General features: G+C 40.0%; 13 protein-coding genes. 6 read left to right on the top strand and 7 right to left on the bottom strand.

From position 1 onward, the window contains the following. Window positions 1-28 precede the first annotated feature (28 nt). Both IPJ16_17250 and IPJ16_17245 read right to left on the bottom strand, forming a co-directional pair. The gene (locus IPJ16_17250; GenBank protein MBK7628914.1) at window positions 29-2425 is read right to left on the bottom strand and encodes an ABC transporter permease; all 2397 of its coding nucleotides are present in this window, start codon (window positions 2423-2425) and stop codon (window positions 29-31) included. Between the two features lie 91 nt (window positions 2426-2516). Then, window positions 2517-4892, bottom strand: a complete 2376-nt coding sequence (locus tag IPJ16_17245; GenBank protein ID MBK7628913.1) for an ABC transporter permease — start codon at window positions 4890-4892, stop codon at window positions 2517-2519. 219 nt (window positions 4893-5111) lie between these two features. On the opposite strand from IPJ16_17245, the gene IPJ16_17240 reads away from it, so the two are divergent. After that, window positions 5112-6479: a sigma-54-dependent Fis family transcriptional regulator gene (locus IPJ16_17240; GenBank protein MBK7628912.1), complete on the top strand. Its 1368-nt coding sequence runs from the start codon at window positions 5112-5114 to the stop codon at window positions 6477-6479. After that, a complete protein-coding gene (locus tag IPJ16_17235; GenBank protein ID MBK7628911.1) occupies window positions 6476-7828 on the top strand; it encodes an ATP-binding protein in 1353 nt (450 codons plus the stop codon). The genes IPJ16_17240 and IPJ16_17235 overlap by 4 nt, the downstream gene beginning before the upstream one ends. Here IPJ16_17235 and IPJ16_17230 read toward each other — a convergent pair. Then, window positions 7825-9069 carry an ABC transporter permease gene (locus IPJ16_17230; protein ID MBK7628910.1) on the bottom strand — a complete coding sequence of 415 codons (1245 nt, stop codon included), beginning with the start codon at window positions 9067-9069 and terminating at the stop codon, window positions 7825-7827. The two genes, IPJ16_17235 and IPJ16_17230, sit on opposite strands and share 4 nt — an antisense overlap. Window positions 9070-9220: 151 nt before the next feature. On the opposite strand from IPJ16_17230, the gene IPJ16_17225 reads away from it, so the two are divergent. Next, window positions 9221-10393: a DUF1343 domain-containing protein gene (locus IPJ16_17225; protein ID MBK7628909.1), complete on the top strand. Its 1173-nt coding sequence runs from the start codon at window positions 9221-9223 to the stop codon at window positions 10391-10393. Between the two features lie 113 nt (window positions 10394-10506). Here the strand turns inward: IPJ16_17225 and IPJ16_17220 are convergent, their stop codons facing one another. After that, window positions 10507-11703, bottom strand: coding sequence for a pyridoxal phosphate-dependent aminotransferase (locus tag IPJ16_17220; protein ID MBK7628908.1), 1197 nt, complete (start codon window positions 11701-11703; stop codon window positions 10507-10509). 132 nt (window positions 11704-11835) lie between these two features. Here IPJ16_17220 and IPJ16_17215 point away from each other — a divergent pair, with 132 nt between their 5' ends. Next, window positions 11836-12687, top strand: a complete 852-nt coding sequence (locus IPJ16_17215) for a phosphodiester glycosidase family protein (protein MBK7628907.1) — start codon at window positions 11836-11838, stop codon at window positions 12685-12687. Window positions 12688-12690: 3 nt separating this feature from the next. On the opposite strand, the gene IPJ16_17210 is transcribed toward IPJ16_17215, so the two are convergent. After that, window positions 12691-13650: a M20/M25/M40 family metallo-hydrolase gene (locus IPJ16_17210; protein MBK7628906.1), complete on the bottom strand. Its 960-nt coding sequence runs from the start codon at window positions 13648-13650 to the stop codon at window positions 12691-12693. 141 nt (window positions 13651-13791) lie between these two features. Here IPJ16_17210 and IPJ16_17205 point away from each other — a divergent pair, with 141 nt between their 5' ends. After that, a complete protein-coding gene (locus IPJ16_17205; GenBank protein MBK7628905.1) occupies window positions 13792-16425 on the top strand; it encodes a valine--tRNA ligase in 2634 nt (877 codons plus the stop codon). A 411-nt stretch (window positions 16426-16836) separates the two neighbouring features. Here the strand turns inward: IPJ16_17205 and IPJ16_17200 are convergent, their stop codons facing one another. Beyond that, window positions 16837-18138, bottom strand: a complete 1302-nt coding sequence (locus IPJ16_17200) for a hypothetical protein (protein MBK7628904.1) — start codon at window positions 18136-18138, stop codon at window positions 16837-16839. A gap of 110 nt (window positions 18139-18248) precedes the next feature. Here IPJ16_17200 and IPJ16_17195 point away from each other — a divergent pair, with 110 nt between their 5' ends. Then, window positions 18249-19757: a glutamine synthetase gene (locus IPJ16_17195; protein ID MBK7628903.1), complete on the top strand. Its 1509-nt coding sequence runs from the start codon at window positions 18249-18251 to the stop codon at window positions 19755-19757. On the opposite strand, the gene IPJ16_17190 is transcribed toward IPJ16_17195, so the two are convergent. Next, window positions 19732-20676 carry a YihY/virulence factor BrkB family protein gene (locus IPJ16_17190; GenBank protein MBK7628902.1) on the bottom strand — a complete coding sequence of 315 codons (945 nt, stop codon included), beginning with the start codon at window positions 20674-20676 and terminating at the stop codon, window positions 19732-19734. The genes IPJ16_17195 and IPJ16_17190 overlap by 26 nt on opposite strands. Window position 20677 lies beyond the last annotated feature (1 nt).

Here is a 20677-nt window from a genome sequence, read left to right as displayed (position 1 = left end):
TTTATAATTTTTGAAAATATATATGACATTATTCGTAACGCAGCGCTTCCACCGGATTTCTTGTCGCTGCCCTCCAGCTCTGCAAGCTAACCGTTAACAAGGCAATTCCGAAAGCCAATAATCCAGATGTTATGAATAACCACCAACCTAAATCAGTCCTGTAAGCAAAGCCCTGCAACCATTTGTGCATTGCCAGCCATATAACCGGTACAGCAATTAAATAGGAAATTGAAATAAGAACTATATACTCAATATTTAGCAGATATAGTATTTCCGATACTCGGGCTCCGTTCAATTTCCTGATACCGATCTCTTTTGTCCTTGATATACTCGCCGCCACTACCAGACCAAACAATGAGAGACTTGTTATAAAAACAGCCATTATGCTAAACAGGATGAAGCTCCTGAAAAGCTGTATGTGGGATTTGTATTGTGAATTAAAGAATTCATCGAGGAAATAATATTCAAAGTACTCATCCTTGAAATATGTCTTAAATTCTGAAGAAACCTTTTTAACAATATCTTTCGCATCAGCATTTCTCATCCTGATAAATATATAATACCCGACTTGGTCGCAATTAAATATTGTTGGTTTCACTTCCTGATCGAGTGAATTCTGGAAATACCCGTCAATGATTCCAACCACTTCTCCCATTTCTTCCTTCAAATCAGAATCCCAGAGAGTCTTTCCTATCAGATTCTCAATTTTGTCTTCGCCGAAAGCCATAGCTGCCTCCCTGTTCAGGATTAAATGCTTTGGCCCGCCGAGCCAGTTCGTTTCATCATTGTAAAAGTTCCGTCCGGCAAGTAGTTTTACATTGAAAAACTTAAAGAAATCAGGCGAAACATCCATCTGGAAAAACTGGTAACCCAGTTTCTCTTTTCCCTTGATTGTAATTCCACCTTTTACCCACGTGTTCTTTTCTCCGGGAGCAATTGTGGAAAATGTAATCTCACTTACTCCCGGATGTTTTAGCAGAGCTTCCTGAAATGATTTCTGAACTGTATTATATTGCCTGGCGGTTGGCCTTTTGACAACAAGTGTCTGGTCAATATTCATTGTGAAAGCCTCCTTTTGCATGTAGCCGATCTGTTTTATTGCTGCCAAAGTGCATCCGATAAGTACAATCGCTATAATAAATTGACCTGCTAGCAGAGGCCTTCCTGAGTTTTTCCTGTTATTAATCTGAAAATGACCTTTGATGAATGATACAGGTGTTACATTATAAATTTTCAGACCCAGTAATAGTCCTGCAATCAGACTCAGAAAAAGAAGGAAGGAAGAAGGCAGGAGCCATGTTCTGATGTTGAAAAGAGAGTTAAGTGTGAACTGCAGATCAAGGAGATCTTTGAAAAATGGATATAGCAGAAAAAGCAAAAGAAAGGCCAGAATAAGGCTTATTACCCCGGTAAGAATTGCTTCGGTAATAAATTCAGAAATTATATTCCGGCCCGAGGCCCCATTGATAATTCTGATCCCAATTGAGTTTATCCTCTTTCCTGTAGCAGTGGAGTAGAGATTAAAATAGTTAAATCCTGCACTAAGGAGAATCAATAATGCAATGGCAAGCAGAATAGAAAGATATCTGCTATTCCCGTTAGTCTCAAATTCAAAACGGTAATTGGAACGCAAATGGATATCAGTTATTGGCTGAAGATGAAAATCAATAGGGAAATCAAGAACAATATCTCTAGATGTGAAATTTTCTTTTGCAAGCTCGGTGATTTCCGCGGAGATCTTAACAGGGTCACTACCTTCTCTCAAGAGAAAGTAGGTATTGGTGTTGTTACAGCTATAACAGTATGATTTATCAGTGATAGTTGATAATGATATTGCAAGTTCGAATTTGAGATGTGAGTTGACCGGTACATCTTCTACAACTCCCAGAACAGTTAGCGGTCTTTTACCGGGATTAACAGCATAGATTATTTCTCCCACCGGATTATTATCACCGAAGTATTTCTTTGCTGTAGATTTTGTGAGTATAACAGTATTTGGTTGCCTTAAAAAGTCTGCTTTATTGCCTGATATAACTTTATGGGAAAACATATCGAAAAAAGAGCTGTCGGCATAAAGTGTTCTTTCTTCTTTGAAGATCTGCTCTCCTGCCTGAAAAAATGCAGCGTCTCTTTTTACGCGACAGAAATCCTCTATCTCAGGAATTTTTTCAGCAGCAATCTGTCCTATAAAGTAGTTATTCCCAACACTTTTGTCTAGTCCGGTCTGGTAATATCTATAAAAAACCAGACGCTGAAGGCGATTTGAATTTTCAAAGAATTTGTCGTAGCTCTTTTCAAAGCTGATATACTGGAAGATAAGGAGAACTGCCATCATACCGACTGAGAGTCCAAGAATGTTTATGCTGCTTACTCCCTTGTTTTTCAGGATATTTCTGGATGCAAGTCGTATGTCTTTCAGTATCATATCTTAGAATGCATTATTAATCTGACAGTCATTGCGAGGAGAGTACGACGAAGCAATCTTCCTGGTTATTTCGAATTTACTTATGTCCTGCCTATTCATATCTCAATGCCTCCACCGGATTTCTTGTTGCTGCCCTCCAGCTTTGCCAGCTGACTGTAATTAATGCAATCATGATTGCAGAGAGCCCTGCTATTGCAAATATCCACCAGCTCAGTTCTGTTTTATATGCAAATCGGTCCTGCCAATCATTTACAAGATAATATGATACAGGTATTCCAATAAAGAGCGATATCACAACCCATTTTACAAAATCCTTATTAAGAAGGTACAATACCTCAAAAACAGAGGCTCCGTTGACTTTTCTGAGACCAATCTCTTTTGTTTTTCTTGAGATACTTATCAGGGCAATTCCAAAAAGTCCCATAATAGCAAGAACTGTAGCCAGTAATGAGAATGCTCCGGTAATTTTAGCCTGATTTCTTTCTGTCAGGTAAAATTCCTTCATATTATCAGTAATATAACTAACTTCAAATACCTCATAGGGATCGATCTGACTGAAAACCTCTTTCAGTTTTTCTGTGATCAGTTTATCATTTGTTCCATCGGTTTTAATGGCAACCAGACCCATTTTTTCAGGGTTTTGCTGAAGGATAACCATTGGTTGTATAAGTGTGTGAAGCGAATGTGAATGAAAATCTTTTAGTATTCCCCTGATATAAAATACACCAAGGTAATTGTCACCCACCTTAATGTTGAATTTTTTGGCACTTGATTCATTAATCAGCACATCCATTCTGGTAGTTTGATATGGGCCGAATGCTGAACCTTCAAGAATCTCCATGTCAAGCATCTCCGTCATCCCTTCTCCCATTATCAGGCCGTCAAATCTGTTTTTCTCCCCATTGGGATTAGCCAAAGTTATTGGAAGAAAATCGCGGAAGGGAGGAATAAATGAGCCCCCGGCAACTTTGACCACGCCGGGCATACTTTGCATCTCATTACAGATTGTTGTAAATCCTGATTGTAATTTTGGGGAGTTGAGGTAGCTGACCATTATATTTTTCGGATTTATTCCGGTCAGATTATTCATTGAATATCTGATTTGTTTTGTTACAGTTAAAACACTTACAACCAAGATAATATAGAGGCTGAAATGGAATACGAGAAATGAATAGTCCCATCTTATTATTCTTGATTTTTCAGAAGTCTTTGCTGACAGAAGAAGTAAGGATGGAGTTCTGGAAATACTGGAACTGATAAGCAATCCGGATGCAGTGCCTGTAAAAATTACTACAATTATGAGAAGCAGCCACATAAGTGGATTGGTAAAAATTTCACTTGATAAGGTTCTGTTTAATGTGTTGTTAATAAATGTCATCCCGAAATCGATAACGAAACTGGCCGGAATCAGGCTAAGTATCGTTACCAGATTAGACTCAACAAGAATTTGTTTCCTAAGAGTGGCTCCTGAAGCGCCCATAACTTTTCTGGTCCCAAGTTCTCTGAGCCTGTCAAATGTTGCTGCCCTTGTGAGGATAATATAATTCGCGACAGAAATGAGCAGGATCAGGAAAGATATAGACCAGTAATATTTAAGTTCATTTGAATTTCCGATCCTTATGGCACCATTGCCTCCTGAGATTCCTGCTGATTTTAAGTAAATTTCATCGACGGGTTGCAGGACGAATTTCCAGTCTTTTAAGTTCTGATCCCTGAAGAGAGATTTATATTTCTCCATCTTTATAGCCAGGGCTTGTTTGTCTGTGTTTTTATCGAGTACCACATAAGATAAAATAGATAAATTATCCCAGTTGAGCGCAGTTGTTATCCCTCCGCCGAACTGGCCTAACTGAGTCTGGAAGTTGACAAACATCTTTTCTGATAACTTTATATCTGCTATCAGATTAGGCGTAATTGTTGAGTTAGGCGGAAATTCCTCAAATACACCTGTAACAGTAAGGCTTATAAGTTCTTTAGGATTAATTTTTACAAACAGAACAGCTCCAAGCGGAGAACTTTTTCCAAATATCCTTTGTGAGGTTTTTTCGGAGATTGCAACATCACCCACCGAATTTGCAGGCACACCTGCAATAAATGTAATACCCATAATATTATACATCGAGGCATCAGAAAAGGAAAAACTCGATTCAAAGGCCATCTCGTTCTTTGCCTTTCCGACAGGTACATTATAAGCCTGGTAGAATCTGAAGTAGTCCTTCACTTCAGGAAAATCCTTTTTCATCTCCTCTGCAAGAGGATAAGAAGTGGATGAAGTCTGACCAAATAATATTCTGTTCACATTATGATAGTCCGGAATATATTTGTCAAACGATGTTTCATGGACTATTAAAGCGAGCAAGAGAATTATTGAACCAAGTCCGATACCCAGTCCAAGTATACTTATTGCAGAAAGGACTCTATTCCCTTTAAGGGTCCTCACAGCTATTTTTAAATCTAGCAGCATCATGATGGTAGAATTTTCAAATTAAATACTATAATTATGCCAGATTTGTATGTATTAGAAAATCAGCATAATAGAAACCAGTATGATAAGGCTTGGTAAAAATAATTTACAATTTAGTGTAAAAATATTTTACATATCCTTGACTTTCGTGTTTTTATAAATTAGTTTTGAGGTAATTCTGAGTATAAATAAAGCGCCCTTTTGGGAGTTGGGAGCATTAAAATGCAACAACCAGGTAACATACTTGTAATCGACGATAATAAAAGTATCCTGAGTACCCTTGAGATACTGCTATCGCCTCTATTTCAATCTGTAACGACACTCTCCAATCCAAACCTCATCCCTGCTGAGCTTCGTAAAAAAGACTACAATCTTGTTATCCTGGATATGAATTTTCAGGCAGGAATAAACAGCGGAAACGAAGGATTATACTGGCTGGGAAAGATCAGGGAAACCTATCCCGATGTCTCGGTGGTTATGATAACAGCCTACGGGGATATTGATCTGGCAGTCAAGGCTCTTAAAGCGGGGGCTTCAGATTTCATTCTGAAGCCATGGGATAATGAAAAGCTTATTGCTACACTAAACATAGCACTCCAGCTGAATTTTTCAAAAAAAGAGGTTAACGAATTGCGGGAGCGGGAAACAGGATTAAAAAAGGAACTGAACCGCGACCAGAAATACATAATTGGCTCATCACCACAGCTGATGAAGGTTTTAAATATGGTCAGAAAGGTTGCCAAAACTGATGCCACTGTTCTGATAACAGGCGAGAATGGTACCGGAAAGGAACTTATAGCTCAGGAGATTCACCGTCTTTCTGCGCGGTCAAATGAGGTTCTGGTGAGTGTAGACATAGGATCATTAAGTGAAACCCTTTTTGAAAGTGAATTATTTGGCCATACCAAAGGCTCATTTACAGATGCTCGTGAGAACAGACAGGGAAAATTTGAGATTGCCGATAAAGGGACCTTATTTCTTGACGAAATCGGAAATCTGTCATTCCATCTTCAGGCAAAGCTTCTTGCCGCTATTGAGAACCGTCAGATTACTCGTATTGGTTCAAATCAGGTTATACCAACTGATATAAGACTTATATGTGCTACAAACAGAAATCTTGAAAAGTTGGTTGGGGAAGGACTGTTTCGCGAGGATCTTTTATACAGGATCAATACAATTCAGATCGAACTTCCGCCTCTCAGGGAAAGAGGTAATGATATAATAATTCTGGCTGAATTCTTTCTGAAGAAATATACCTATAAGTACGGTAAACCTGATATAAGAATAAATCAGCAGGCTCACGATAAGCTTTTAAGCTATTCATGGCCCGGAAATATCAGGGAGCTTCAGCATACTATCGAAAAGGCAGTTATTTTAAGCGAATCAGTTGTCCTTAAAGCTGATGATCTCTACCTGAGGAATGCTCATCTGCCGGGTAATAATTATGCTGTTTCCACCCTTGAGGAGATGGAGCGGAAAATGATTAGGCAGGCTCTTGAAAAAAACGATGGCAATTTTACCGCCGCTGCTGAAGAGCTTGGTGTTACGAGGCAGACACTTTATAACAAAATGAAAAAAGCAGATCAATGATTAGCAAATACCTGTACGTAAGTATTATTATCCGCGTCTTACTCCTTGTTGTTTTCTGTTCGTTACTCGGATATTTTCTCCTTGTTGATTACTCGGTCAGAATTGCAATTATCTGCCTGATCGCAATTATTGTACTTACCATAAACCTGATTTCGTTTCTGAATACAACAAATAAAAAAATCAGATTCTTCTTTGATTCTGTTCGCAATGATGATTCAAGTCTCTCATTTCCTGGTGATATCAAAGGTTTGGCATTCAGTGAATTGTATGAAAGCATGAATAGGGTTAACCGGCAGATCCAGAAGCTGAAAATTGTAAACCGGCAACAGGAACAATACTTCCAGACACTGCTTGAACATCTTGCCACCGGTATTATTACATATGATAGCAGAGGCCATGTTATGCATGCCAATTCTGCTGCAAAACGACTTCTGTCAGCAGAAGTGCTTACCCATCTCAGCCAAATTGAACGGATTGATAAAAAGCTGTTTAATACAATAAATAATATAAAACCGTTTGAAAGAAAGCTTGTTGCATTAAACAATGAACGGGGTGAAACTCAGCTCTCACTCAAGGCTACATCTTTTGGAATGAAAGAAAATGAGCTCATAATCCTGTCTGTTCAGGATATTAAGCATGAACTAGATGAGAAGGAACTGGAATCGTGGATGAAACTTATCAGGGTGCTGATGCATGAAATTATGAACTCCATAACTCCGATTACATCTTTGTCGGAGAGCCTCTCCAAGATCTATACAAAAAATGGTGATCCTGTACCGCCTGAGGAAGTGACATCAAAAGCAATTGATACAACACTGCAGGGTCTGAACGTTATAAAAGATCAGGGGAAAGGTTTGATGTCATTCGTGGAATCATACAGGAAGCTGACAAAGGTGCCTGAACCTGAAAAGAAGATCTTCAGGGTGACAGATCTATTAAGCAGGGTTAAGATTCTTTATGAATCCCTTGAAACGAGCAGGAAAGTTGAATTGTCAGTTAAGGTAATAAATCCGGATCTTGAAATCTTTGCTGATCAGAATCTGATATCGCAGGTCCTTATTAATCTTCTTAAGAACGCACTGGAAGCTAATGAAAACAATCCTGACACCCGGATCACAATAATTGCAAATACTGATATTGATAACCGGCCTGAACTATGTGTTATTGATAATGGTCCGGGAATCTCAGAGGCAAAACTCGATGAGATCTTTGTGCCGTTTTTTACAACTAAGGATAAGGGATCAGGAATCGGATTAAGTATATCGAGACAGATTATGAAGGTACATGGCGGTAACCTGAAAGTAAGATCAGTGCCTTATAAGGAAACGGTATTCTGCCTGAGTTTTTAATCGTATCTTATTGCTTTCACCGGTGTTATCCTGCTTATAAGTTGTGAAGGAACCAGAAGCATAATTACAATTGCAGCCATGGTACCTGCATTTAGTAATAAAATATGCGCAAGTTCAAGATTAACCGGAACCGTTTTAATGTAGTATGAGGAGGGATCAAGTGTTATTATGCCCGTTTTAAGCTGCAGAAAAGCAAGTCCTATTCCGACTACATTTCCCCAGATCAAGCCTTTTGCAATGAGGTAAGCTGCCTGATAAAGAAAGATCCTTCTTATAGTTTTATCTTCCGAACCGAGTGCTTTAATAATGCCGATCATGTTGGTTTTCTCCAGGATAAGAATAAGCAATCCTGAAATCATATTGAATCCGGCAACAACAAGCATAAGCAGGATTATAATTATGACATTAATATCCTGAAAGTTTAGCCAGTCGAAGATCTGAGGGTATCTGATCCTGATATTTGTTACCTTGAATTTTGCATCTTCTTCAGTAATCTTATAACCTATTGCATCCCTTACTGCCAGAGTCATTTCATCCAGCCTGTCAAAGTCATCAATAAACACCTCAAAACCGCTAATCTGATCATCTTCCCATCCGTTTAACCTTTTAATATGGCCGATATCGCAGAAGACATACATCTTATCAAACTCCTCAAGACTTGTTTCATAGATACCGCTGATAGTGAATTTTCTCATCCTCGGAGGATCCTGTATGAAGTGCATTGCAAATGAGTCCCCGTTTTTGAGGCTTAGCATATCTGCAATTTTCTTAGAGATTAATACTTTATCTGTTCTTCCTGTATCAGTAACTGTAAAGACGGAACCTTCCACCAGATTACTGCTGAAATAGCTCCAGTCAAAATCACTTCCTATTCCCTTCAGTACAACACCCTGAATATCTTCATCTGTTTTAATAATACCTGCCTTAGTTGCGAAAACCTCGATATGTTTTATCCCGGGGATTGCTTTTATCCTGGGAATAAATTCCTGATTACCGCTGATAGGAGTAGTCTCAAAAGAGATATTCGAATCGAAATTCATGATCTGAATATGAGACCCGAATCCGACAACCTTATCCCTGATCTCCTGTTTAAAGCCTGTAAGTATAGCTACTGCAAGAATCATTACCGCCAGTCCCATAGCAATGCCTATTATGGCAATAACATTTATCGGGCGCGAAAAGGATGTCTCTTCCCGTCTCCCTTTAATGAGCCTTTGTGCTATGAAATATGGTAGATTCATGTAATATTTTATAGTCCCCAAATTTAATAAATTAAAGGTTAAGTAAATGAATCTTATTTTCTTTAGTTACACAGAGAGACAGGGAGAAGACACAGAGAAAACAATTTTGAAATAAAAAAATCTTAGATTTACATATCAAATTTAAATTCAAATGAAAAAAGTACTTGTTGTATCTCTGTTGGCTGGTATTATAGCTTTATCTGCAGAATGTTCCGGGGCAAAAAACGATCCTGTTCCAGGAGCCAGTCAGATAGAACTTTACAGAAACCAGATTGAAGGAAAAGCTGTTGCGATAGTCGCAAATCAGACTTCACTGGTTGGTCAGACCCATCTTGTTGACAATCTTTTTGGAATAGGTATTGATATTAAAGTGATTTTTGCTCCGGAACACGGATTCAGGAATCTGGCCGATGCCGGCGAGCTGATCGAAGATGGAAAAGATCCGGTTACCGGGATAAAGATAATAAGTCTGTATGGTACTCATCAGAAACCAACACCCGAAGATCTGGCAGGTATCGATGTGGTCCTCTTTGATATACAGGATGTAGGGACACGTTTTTATACCTATATTTCAACACTTCATTATCTTATGGAGGCTTGCGCGGAAAACAATAAAAAATGCATTATCCTCGATCGTCCCAATCCTAACGGCTTCTATTTTGATGGAAATATTCTCGACACGACTTACCGCTCATTTGTAGGAATGGATCCTGTGCCTATTGTTCATGGAATGACAGTAGGAGAGTACGGACAGATGCTGAATGGTGAAGGATTCCTTAAGGGTGGTCTAAAATGTGATCTTGAAGTTATTAAGTGTAAAAATTACACTCATAAAACATACTATGATCTTCCCGTGAAACCTTCGCCAAACCTGCCAAATCAGAATTCAATTTACCTTTATCCTTCAACCTGCTTTTTTGAGGGTACCGTGCTCTCTCTTGGCAGAGGGACAGCATTCCCTTTTCAGGTGTTTGGTGGTCCAGACATGCCCGACAGGGGATTCAGCTTTACTCCTGAGAGTGTACCGGGTGCAAAAAATCCGCCACTCCTGGGTGTTAAGTGTTATGGCACTGATCTAAGAGATGCATTAAAGAACAAAATTGTCCCCAAACCTCAGATTAATCTCGATTGGATTATAAGTGCCTACAATGATTTCCCGCAGAAAGATAAGTTCTTCACAAAGTATTTCGATACTCTGGCCGGTGGTCCGGGATTACGTGAGCAGATTCAGAAAGGTATGAGTGCCAAAGAGATCCGTGAAAGCTGGAAAGATGGGTTGGAGAAGTTTGGGAAGGTCAGGGAGAAGTACCTTTTGTATAAATAGTTGTTCCTACCTCAGATCGCCCCCCAACCCCCCTAAAGGGGGGCTAAATTTGCATATATAGAAGAATTACAGTTAGTTGCAGGAATTAACCCCCCTTTAGGGGGGCAGGGGGGCTACACTCTTCCAGGATATACCTTCAGCGCTTCAGCAAGGATCATCATAGCCTGTTTCAGATCATCGATCTTCAGAACATAAGCTATGCGGACTTCATTTTTTCCTGACCCCGGAGTTGAATAGAAACCCGATGCAGGAGCAACCATAACTGTTTGATTGTTATACTCAAAATCTTCTAACAGCCACTGTGCAAATTTGTCAGCATCATCAACAGGGAGCTTTACCACAGTATAAAATGCCCCTTTCGGTTTTGGGCAGTAAACTCCCGGGATTTTGTTAAGCGCCTCCACCATATAGTTTCTTCGGGCCGTGTATTCTTTGTTTACCCCCTCGAAATAATCTGCCGGAGTTTCTATTGAAGCTTCTGCAGCAATCTGTCCGAGTCCGGGAGGGGAGAGACGAGCCTGCGCAAATTTAAGAGCTGTTGAAATTACCTCCTTGTTTTTTGTAATAAGGGCTCCGATCCTTATCCCGCATTCGCTGTATCGCTTTGATACAGAGTCAAGAAGAATTACATTATTTTCTATTCCTTCTAGATTCATCGCAGAAAAATGTTCAGCACCATCGTAGCAAAACTCCCGGTAAGCTTCATCAGAGAAAAGGAACAGGTCGTGTTTCTTTACAATCTCTTTTAGCTGAAGGAGTTCATTTTTTGAGTAGAGGTAGCCTGTGGGATTATTTGGATTGCATACAATTATCCCTTTTGTTTTAGGAGTAATCTTTTTCTCGATATCCTCAATTGGAGGCAGAGCAAAATCATTCTTTATATGAGATGTTACAGGTACAATTTTTATACCGGCTGTTGTTGCAAAACCATTATAGTTGGCATAAAAAGGTTCAGGGGTAATGACCTCTTCACCCGGATTTACGCACGACATCAGTGCGAATAATATGGCTTCCGATCCTCCTGTGGTTATCAGCATCTCGGTGTGATCAACCTTAATGCCAATCTTCTGGTAGTAAGCAGCCAGTTTCCTGCGGTACGATTCATTTCCTGCTGAATGACTGTATTCCAGAACTTTAATATTTATGTTACGAAGGGCATTCATCGCCACTTCAGGGGTAGGGATATCGGGCTGACCAATATTAAGATGATAAACTTTCCTTCCTTTACGTTTTGCTTCTTCTGAATATGGAACAAGCTTCCTGATCGGTGATGCAGGCATCATTTTACCTTTATCGGATATGGCTGGCATATGTTTATGTTTTGTTTTGCGAAACAAAAGTAAACAATTTGAATATCGTAAAATATGATCATTAGCACTTTATTATTTAAATAGCAATAAACCGCTGAAGCTGATCTGACTATAAATTATATATTTGAACTTATGAAAAGGAGATCAGTTCTGATTTTTTGCCTGCTTGTAATTTTACTTGTTCTCTCTGGTCCACTGACTGGTCAGATCACAGGATTTGAAAAGGTTAAATGGGATCGCGAAAGAATTGCCCCCGGGTTAATCTGGAAATCAGCACATACAATCTTAAATGATTCAATTCCCCAGAATCTGAATGTACTTACAGTTAACACCAGAAGAAGGAGAATTGCTCTCTACTATGAATCTGGAAAAAACAGTGTCCTGAGCAAACAGGCTGTGAATTCAGGTGCCCTCGCTGCTGTCAATGGCGGTTTCTTTAATATCAGGGACGGAGGATCTGTAGCATACATTAGAACGGGGGGATTGATAAAGGATTCAGATACTTCAAAAATCTGGAGCCGGAATGCAAATATGACCGGGTCATTTCTTGTGAATAAAACTGGTGATGTATTTATTGAAGAAGCTCATACAAACAGCTGGTATGATACTCATCCCGAGTATGGTGAAGTACTTGTAACCGGACCATTATTATTGTCGGGAAATAAACGGATACAGCTTCCTCTTACTCCTCTGGTTGTAAACAAACATCCCAGGACAGTTGTAGGAAAGAAAAGCAAACATAAAATAGTTATCGTAACGATTGACGGCAGAACTGACCAGGCTGCTGGACTTACAATTAATGAAGTAACTCAGCTGATGCAACTGCTTGGATGTAAAGACGCTGTTAATTTCGACGGCGGAGGTTCAACAACAATGTGGATCTCGGGAAAACCATTCAACGGAGTTGTAAACATGCCCTGCGATAATAAGAAATTTGACCATGAAGGAGATAGGGCTGTGTCTGATATCCTTGTAATACGATGATTATCAGTTTTTATCAATCAGAATTGCACAATTTAATTTTACTATTTCACGGCAAAACTCAAAATTGTATTTGTCGGCAGTATCATCTAAAGTGTGATAATAGGGATCAGAAGTTGCCGATATAAAAAAGAGAGCCTTGAATCCGTTTACAAAAAAAGGATAGCTGTCACTTTGCTTATTATAGGTATTATAGTTATAAGTTTTCAGATCAGTAAATTGCCCTGATATCACTTCAGCTTCTTTCCTCAGATTGTGTGAATTATCATAGTCCATAATGTTCACACTCCAGTCAGATTTATTTGATGATGGATTAAAGGCGATCATGTCATTATTCAGCATCAGCTTTATCTTTTTCGAGTTTATCCTGGCATAATCAGAATAATAAAAGCTGCCGAACAACCCTAACTCCTCTGCCCCGAAAGCAATAAATTCTATTGTATTATCGGGTTTATAATTGTTTGTTTTAAAAACTCTCGCTATTTCAAGTGCAGCAGCTACTCCGCTTGCATTATCATTGGCCCCGGGCGCTGCCGTGAAGGGATCGCCGGTTTTTAGAATGTTGTCATAGTGACCTCCGATAATGCAAATTGAGTCGGGATAAACAGAGCCGGTAATTGAGGCTATTACATTATACTGCCAATTCTGGTAATACGATACATTTCTGTAGATCTTATTAATGGGAAATGAATCCAGCCTGACATTCGTATATCCCAGTCTTTCAAAACGTTTTTTAATACTTATAGCAACATTTTTGCGGTTTTCTGCCAGGGCAAACCTTGTACCCATCTGCTGGAGCCATGTTACAACTGATTTCAGAGAGTCAGCATTAATCTCAGAATTGAACTTAATTGTCAATGCCTCTTTTCTTTCTGCTTCAGTCTCTTCATCTTTTGTACAGTATGAAGCGAAAACGCAGATCAGGATTAAAAATAATATCAGACTGAAAGCTCTGTTTCTCTTCATGGCAGCAGATTTATTTTTCCGGAACAGGTTAATGATCTTGTTTTATGGAACCAGCAGCCCTTTTTCCTTTTGTATTCAGCGAATGTAATGAATTTTTATAATTTTGCATTTCATTTATTTCAGATAACACCACAGTAAATCATGGATATTCCCTCAAAATACGAACCCGGTAAAGCAGAGAACAAATGGTACCGGTACTGGATGGAAAATGGTTTCTTCAGAAGCATACCTGATGAAAGAGAACCTTATACAATAGTAATTCCTCCTCCCAATGTAACAGGTGTTCTTCACATGGGGCATATGCTGAATAATACCATTCAGGATGTTCTGGTACGAAGGGCAAGGATGCTTGGAAAGAATGCATGCTGGGTTCCGGGTACTGATCATGCTTCCATTGCTACCGAGGCAAAAGTGGTTGCAAAACTTAAGGCTGAAGGAATTGAAAAAAGAGATCTAAGCAGGGAGAAATTCCTTGAGCATGCATGGGAATGGACTCACAAGCATGGGGGTATAATTCTTGAGCAGCTTAAAAGACTGGGAGCATCCTGCGACTGGGAGCGGACTCTTTTCACAATGGATGAAAAGAGGTATGATTCGGTGATTAAAGTGTTTGTAGATCTCTATAATAAAGGCCTTATTTACAGGGGAGTACGTATGGTTAACTGGGATCCCCAGGCCATGACAGCCGTATCGGACGAGGAAGTGAACTATACCGAGGAGAGATCTAGACTCTATTATGTCAGATATAAGATCGTTGGTGAAGACGGATATGTTATGGTTGCAACAACCCGTCCCGAAACAATTCTTGGCGATACAGCCGTTTGTGCCAATCCGGATGATGAACGATATAAGCATCTGAAAGGTAAAAAAGTCATTGTTCCTATGGCTAACCGCGAGGTGCCATTTATTTTTGACAGCTATGTTGATCCTGAATTCGGAACCGGATGTCTGAAGATTACCCCGGCACACGATATCAATGACTATGAGATTGGATTAAGGCATAATCTTCCGTCGATAGATGTTTTCAACGAAGATGGTACAATCAGTTCCAGAGCCGGAATGTTTGAGGGAATAGACAGGTTTGAGGCGAAGGTTCTGGCTGAGAAGGAGCTTCAGAAAAGCGGGAATCTTGTTAAAGTAGAAGATTACAACAATAAAATAGGCCGTTCGGAAAGGACCAATGCAGTAATTGAGCCGCGTCTCTCACTTCAGTGGTTTCTTAAGATGAAAGATCTTTCGGTACCTGCTCTTGATGCTGTAATGAATGATGATGTGCAGATACATCCTGCCAAGTTTAAGAACCTGTACAGGCATTGGATGGAAAATGTACGCGACTGGTGCATAAGCCGTCAGTTGTGGTGGGGTCACAGAATACCTGCATGGTATTATGACAATAATGAGTTTGTGGTTGCTGAAAATGCAGGTGAAGCGCTTAAGCTTGCCAGGGAGAGAAGCGGAAAGACCACCCTTCAGGAGAGCGACCTCAGGCAGGATGATGATGTGCTTGACACATGGTTCTCATCGTGGCTCTGGCCAATTGCATCATTTGACGGGATTACTGATCCGGGTAACAAAGACATAAAATACTACTATCCTACAAACGACCTTGTTACTGCTCCTGAGATTCTTTTCTTCTGGGTTGCCAGAATGATAATTGCAGGATATGAATATATCGGAGAGAAGCCATTCAGTAATGTTTATCTTACAGGGCTTGTCCGCGACCAGCAGAGAAGGAAGATGTCAAAATCGCTTGGTAATTCTCCTGAGCCTCTTGAGCTGATTGAGAAGTATGGCGCAGATGGTGTCAGGGTAGGTATGCTCCTTTGCTCACCGGCAGGTAATGATCTGTTGTATGAAGACTCGCTTCCTGAACAGGGACGTAATTTTGCCAATAAGATCTGGAATGCGTTCAGGCTTGTGAAAAGCTGGAATGTGGACGAGACTATTGAGCAGCCCGAATCGTCAGCAATTGCCGTTAATTGGATGGAAGAGGTTTTAAACAAGTCCATAAGTGAAATTGAACTTAACTTCGACAAATTCAGGATCTCCGAAGCCCTGATGACTACATACAAACTTTTCTGGGATGAGTTTTCAGGCTGGTATCTTGAGATAATCAAACCTGAGTATCAGAAGCCGATTGACCGGGCAACCCTTGAGGCTACAATAGTTCTCTTTGATAAACTTGTCAGGTTGATACATCCGTTCATGCCGTTTATCACTGAAGAGATCTGGCAGCTTCTTAAAGAGAGAAAGGATGGAGAAAGTGTAATGATGACACTTATTCCAAAGGCAAATAAATATGACCAGGAGATGGTTGCGGCTTTTGAAACTGTTAAGGAGACGATAAGTGCCGTCCGTTCAGTGAGGAAAGACAAAGATATTCCCAATAAGGAAAAGCTGGAACTTCATATATTGTCAGATTCAGATAATAAGGTTTCGGGCTATCTTCCTGTTATTAAGAAGCTCTGCAACTTATCAGAGGTGAAATTTGTTTCTGAGAAGAAGGATGGTGCTGCTTCATTCATGACAGGCACCACAGAGTATTTCATACCTCTTGATGGAAAGCTTGATGTTGAGGCGGAATTGGCCAGGATCAGGGAGGAGATAGAATATCATAGGGGATTTCTTAATTCTGTTATGAAAAAGCTTGATAATGAGCGCTTTGTTCAGAATGCACCTGCTGCGGTCCTTGATCTCGAGAGAAAAAAGAAAAGTGATGCAGAGTCGAAGATCAACTCACTCGAGGAAAGGATAATTGAACTAAAAAGGCTTTAATTATTTGCCCCCCTGCCCCCCTAAAGGGTAAAGATGTAACCTTAAGCATTGGGGGTGTATGAGAACATAAAAAAGTTTCCCCTCCTTTTGAAGGAGGGGTGGTCGGGAGTGCTGATTATCTGACATATAGGAAGTTAGATTTCCCGACCGGGGTGGTTGATTCATAGAACTCTTCTTACCTTAATTTGTATGAAAAACCAAAACCTCTTTAGCAGCAAAAGTCTTAAGTTCTTCAGATAATAACTTAGGAATAAATCATCTTCAGCTTAGGTAATCAACCACCCCGGCCGGTATGAGCATTTGTATCATAATTAAAATGTGGTCCGGCCACCCCTCCTTCAAAAGGAGGGGAAATGTATCAAGTTTATAGTCAGTACTTTGTACTTTGTTTTGTACTAAGTTCTCTCACTTTTACGGCATCAGCTTTCTTACGAAATAGTTCTCTTCAACGGGGACCAGCTCCCAGTCGCTGTTAAGAATTATATGCCACCCTTCACCATAAATGTGGTTCTTGTCTCTCTTGAATCCCTTAGCAGTTATCCGGAGGTATTTTAAGTTATTTGAAACAAGGCAGCCGCCTTCATCCAGAGTCAGTTTCCCCCAGTTATCAGAGACCCTCATTGAACTGTAAAGGGTGCCAAGTGTATCAAGAGGCTGAATATTTTCAGGTTCAAAATCAAAATACGGGCTTTCGAGTTCAAGGAAAACAACAGGCTTCTCGGTAAAGGTGCTGATAAGTTTGTGAACACTCTCTTTTATATCTGCCAGTCTTTTTTCCTCTTCTTTGTTTATTACATCAATATCATAGCTTAGAGCAAGGCTTCCTGCAACATCCCTGCAGATGGCCGGCAGCTCAATATTATACAGTTCCCGGACTGTATTCCCGAGATCAATATTGTCGGTATTTATTTTCCTGAAATCATAACCCTTATCATACAGAAGTGATGCATAAAGGGCACCATGAATAAAACCGTATGATCTTGAATATGACTGCATGCCGTAAAGCCTGTCGAGGTTTTCCAAAAGTCTGGCTTTGAATTCCTGGGGACTATTAGTGCAAAGCAAAGTATAAGTAAAAGTAGCCAGTCCTTCATATGCCTCAAAGCGGTTTTCCATTGTTGCATACTTACTGTAGAGTTCCCTGTTGGAACCTCTGAATATAAGAGCGTCCCTTATTGCAAGCTGCCGTTCTTCGTCAGAGGAGTTAATAGCTTTCCTTAAGGCTTTCCATTCAAGTTTGATCCAGAGCCTGGCTTCCTTATCATCCATATTGCTGAGATTGAATAAGGCTGGCTGAATTCCATTCATTTCCTGGAAGCGGTGAAAAAGGCTGTGAACAGCACGTGTTTTTATCCTGTAATCATCTTCCTCATTTGGCAGAGGAGCCATAGCGAATTGTGAACCGCCAAAACTAACAGGTGCGTTACCAATAATAAGTTCTTTTGGGTAAAATCCGGTGTAGACTCCTTCCTTTCCTTTGAGAAGTCCTTCGTTATCAGGAGCATTGGCAGTTGTTCTCCGGCTTGTTCTCTCTACAAACAGAATGGGGCCATACAGGTTTTTCCCCCATAATTTTCCATTATCACGATTACATATCTCTTCAATACCTTTAAAGTACTGAGATGCTTTTTCAGCTGTAAAGTATGTATCTGCTGTCTTTTCCTTACAACTTATAAGAATAAGCATTATAAGAAAAGAAATCCATTTTTTCATTCCGCTGGCATTGTCGCCCCGAAAGTAATGAAAAAAAATACATAACATTCATCATGTTCCTGCTAAAGTTTAATACATATTTTTGTCTGAGTATAAATACTGTTCGGTAAATGAATAAAAATAACGACATCCAGATGAATCAGAATGAGCTGGTTCAATATCTGAAAAAATCAGCAAATGATTTTACCCGTGATGATATAATCAGGTTCATTGAAGCTAAAGGTATCTCGATGCTTAACTTCAGGTACGTAGGTGATGACGGAAGACTGAAGTCGTTAAATTTTGTGCCATTCAGCAGAGATCACCTTGAGTCGATCCTTACTGCCGGTGAGCGTGTTGACGGATCGAGCCTTTTTTCATTTGTTGAATCGGGTTCAAGCGATCTTTATGTAATACCAAGATACCGTACTGCTTTTGTTAATCCTTTCACAGAGATCCCTACTCTTGAGATCCTTTGTTCTTTCTATAATAATGATGGAAAACCACTTGAGAGTGCCCCCGAATATATTCTCAGAAAAGCATACACAAGATTTAAAGAGAACACGGGCTTTTTGTTTAAGGCATTCGGCGAACTTGAATACTATATCAAGTCGCCACATGATGATCTTTATCCGCTTACAGATCAGAAGGGGTACCACCAGGCACGGCCATTTGCTAAATTTGAGCAGCTAATGATCGAGGCTATGGAGCTTTGTGCAAAAGCTGGTTGCAGAATCAAATATGGTCATTCTGAAGTAGGTAGCTTTTCAAAGGACGGATATGATTATGAACAGCATGAGATTGAATTCCTCCCCGTTGAGATAGATGAAGCTGTTGATCAGCTACTTATAGCCAAGTGGATCCTTCGCATTCTGGGTTCTGACTACGGAGTCGAAGTCAGTTTTGCTCCTAAGATTACTGTGGGAAATGCCGGTTCAGGAATGCATATTCATATGATGCTTGAAAAAGATGGCAGCAATATGATGGTTGAAAATGGCAAGCTGAGCAATGTTGCAAAAAAGATGATAGCTGGAATTTTAGACCTTTCAGGATCACTTACTGCATTTGGGAATACGATCCCAACATCATATCTGAGGCTGGTCCCTCACCAGGAAGCACCAACAAACATCTGCTGGGGCGACAGGAACAGATCAGTTCTGATCCGTGTGCCGTTGGGATGGAACGGGGCAATGAATATGATAAAGGATGCAAATCCTGCCGACAAAACCGATTTTCCCGACATGCCTTCAAAACAGACTGTCGAAATCAGATCGCCTGACGGGTCGGCAGATATTCACAAGCTATTTGCCGGACTTGTAGTTGCGGCAGAGCATGGGCTGAACATGAAAAACGGTATTGAGAAAGCTCAGGAACTATATGTAAACTATAATATCTTCAATGCAGAAAAGGACGGTAAAAAGAACTACCTGAAGTCATTACCTGCATCATGCTGGGAATCGGCTGAAACACTAATATCTCAGAGAGAATACTTTGAAAGAGACGGAGTTTTCCCTTCAGGAGTAATAGATAATGTTGTAACCCGACTTAAGTCGTTCGAGGATAGAGGTCTGAGTGAAAAGCTGTATAACAAGCATGATGAGATAAGTAAGCTTGTCAGACAGTTTCTTCATTGCAGCTGATTGTATGATTGTTTATCTCACCTTCAGCCCTTGCTGCTATTATACTGACGTTCAGTTCAAAGCCTATAAGTATTGCTATTGAGTTCAGATAGAGCCATACAAGAACAACCATCAGGGTTCCGATAGATCCATATAGCTTATTATACTGTCCAAAGTTATTTACAAAGGCTGAAAATCCGAGCGATGTAAGTATGAACAGTACTGTCGCTAGAGTTGATCCAGGTGATAGAAATCTGAAGCCTGTCTTTCTGGCCGGTGCAAGATAATAGAGGAAGGATATTGCCAGAAAAAGAAGAACAATTATAAGGATCCATTTCAGAAAAACAAGAAGATAGATCACAAGATTCCTTTCAATTAAATGAATCTCAACAAGCCTGTTGACAGCAATCTTGCCGAATATCACAAGGAAACCGGCAGTTGATATCATCAGAACAACTATTAAAAGAAGTATCACGGATATCTTTCGTTGGTTTACCCACGATCTTGACTTGAATGAGTGAGCTGAAACGACAAAGGCATTAATAACAGCGTGAATCCCGTTTGTTGAAAAGACAACTGTGGCAAAAAACATAAACAGCAGCAATCCACCGCTCTTATTTGTAACTATATCAACTATAGTGGCTTCCAGAAAATGAAATGCATTTGATGGCAGGATATTTTCAAACAACCGGATCACCTCCGATTGAAAATTAGGTATTGGAATAAACGGGATAAGCGTGAAAAGGAAGATAGAAGCCGGCAGCAGGGCAAGAAGCAGATTGAAGGCAATTGAAGATGCCCTGGTTACCAGAACACCTTTCCGTAGGCCTTTGATAACAAAGGTTATAACATGACTGATAGGGACACCATCAAATCCCGGAAGAACAAGCTGCTTAATCTTTTCCTTCTTAATCAGAGGTGCTATGTCGCTGAGTATCATG

Source organism: Bacteroidales bacterium, from assembly GCA_016709865.1.
Taxonomy (GTDB): domain Bacteria; phylum Bacteroidota; class Bacteroidia; order Bacteroidales; family VadinHA17; genus LD21.
This window is presented reverse-complemented; position numbering and strand designations above follow the sequence as displayed.

Bases quoted from the DNA above. Each gene is read 5' to 3' on its own strand.
- IPJ16_17215 (MBK7628907.1), top strand. From the start codon at position 11,836: ATGAAAAGGAGATCAGTTCTGATTTTTTGCCTGCTTGTAATTTTACTT.
- IPJ16_17235 (MBK7628911.1), top strand. From the start codon at position 6,476: ATGATTAGCAAATACCTGTACGTAAGTATTATTATCCGCGTCTTACTC.
- IPJ16_17195 (MBK7628903.1), top strand. From the start codon at position 18,249: ATGAATAAAAATAACGACATCCAGATGAATCAGAATGAGCTGGTTCAA.
- IPJ16_17240 (MBK7628912.1), top strand. From the start codon at position 5,112: ATGCAACAACCAGGTAACATACTTGTAATCGACGATAATAAAAGTATC.
- IPJ16_17190 (MBK7628902.1), bottom strand. From the start codon at position 20,676: ATGATACTCAGCGACATAGCACCTCTGATTAAGAAGGAAAAGATTAAG.
- IPJ16_17210 (MBK7628906.1), bottom strand. From the start codon at position 13,650: ATGAAGAGAAACAGAGCTTTCAGTCTGATATTATTTTTAATCCTGATC.
- IPJ16_17225 (MBK7628909.1), top strand. From the start codon at position 9,221: ATGAAAAAAGTACTTGTTGTATCTCTGTTGGCTGGTATTATAGCTTTA.
- IPJ16_17250 (MBK7628914.1), bottom strand. From the start codon at position 2,425: ATGATACTGAAAGACATACGACTTGCATCCAGAAATATCCTGAAAAAC.
- IPJ16_17230 (MBK7628910.1), bottom strand. From the start codon at position 9,069: ATGAATCTACCATATTTCATAGCACAAAGGCTCATTAAAGGGAGACGG.
- IPJ16_17220 (MBK7628908.1), bottom strand. From the start codon at position 11,703: ATGCCAGCCATATCCGATAAAGGTAAAATGATGCCTGCATCACCGATC.
- IPJ16_17200 (MBK7628904.1), bottom strand. From the start codon at position 18,138: ATGAAAAAATGGATTTCTTTTCTTATAATGCTTATTCTTATAAGTTGT.
- IPJ16_17205 (MBK7628905.1), top strand. From the start codon at position 13,792: ATGGATATTCCCTCAAAATACGAACCCGGTAAAGCAGAGAACAAATGG.
- IPJ16_17245 (MBK7628913.1), bottom strand. From the start codon at position 4,892: ATGATGCTGCTAGATTTAAAAATAGCTGTGAGGACCCTTAAAGGGAAT.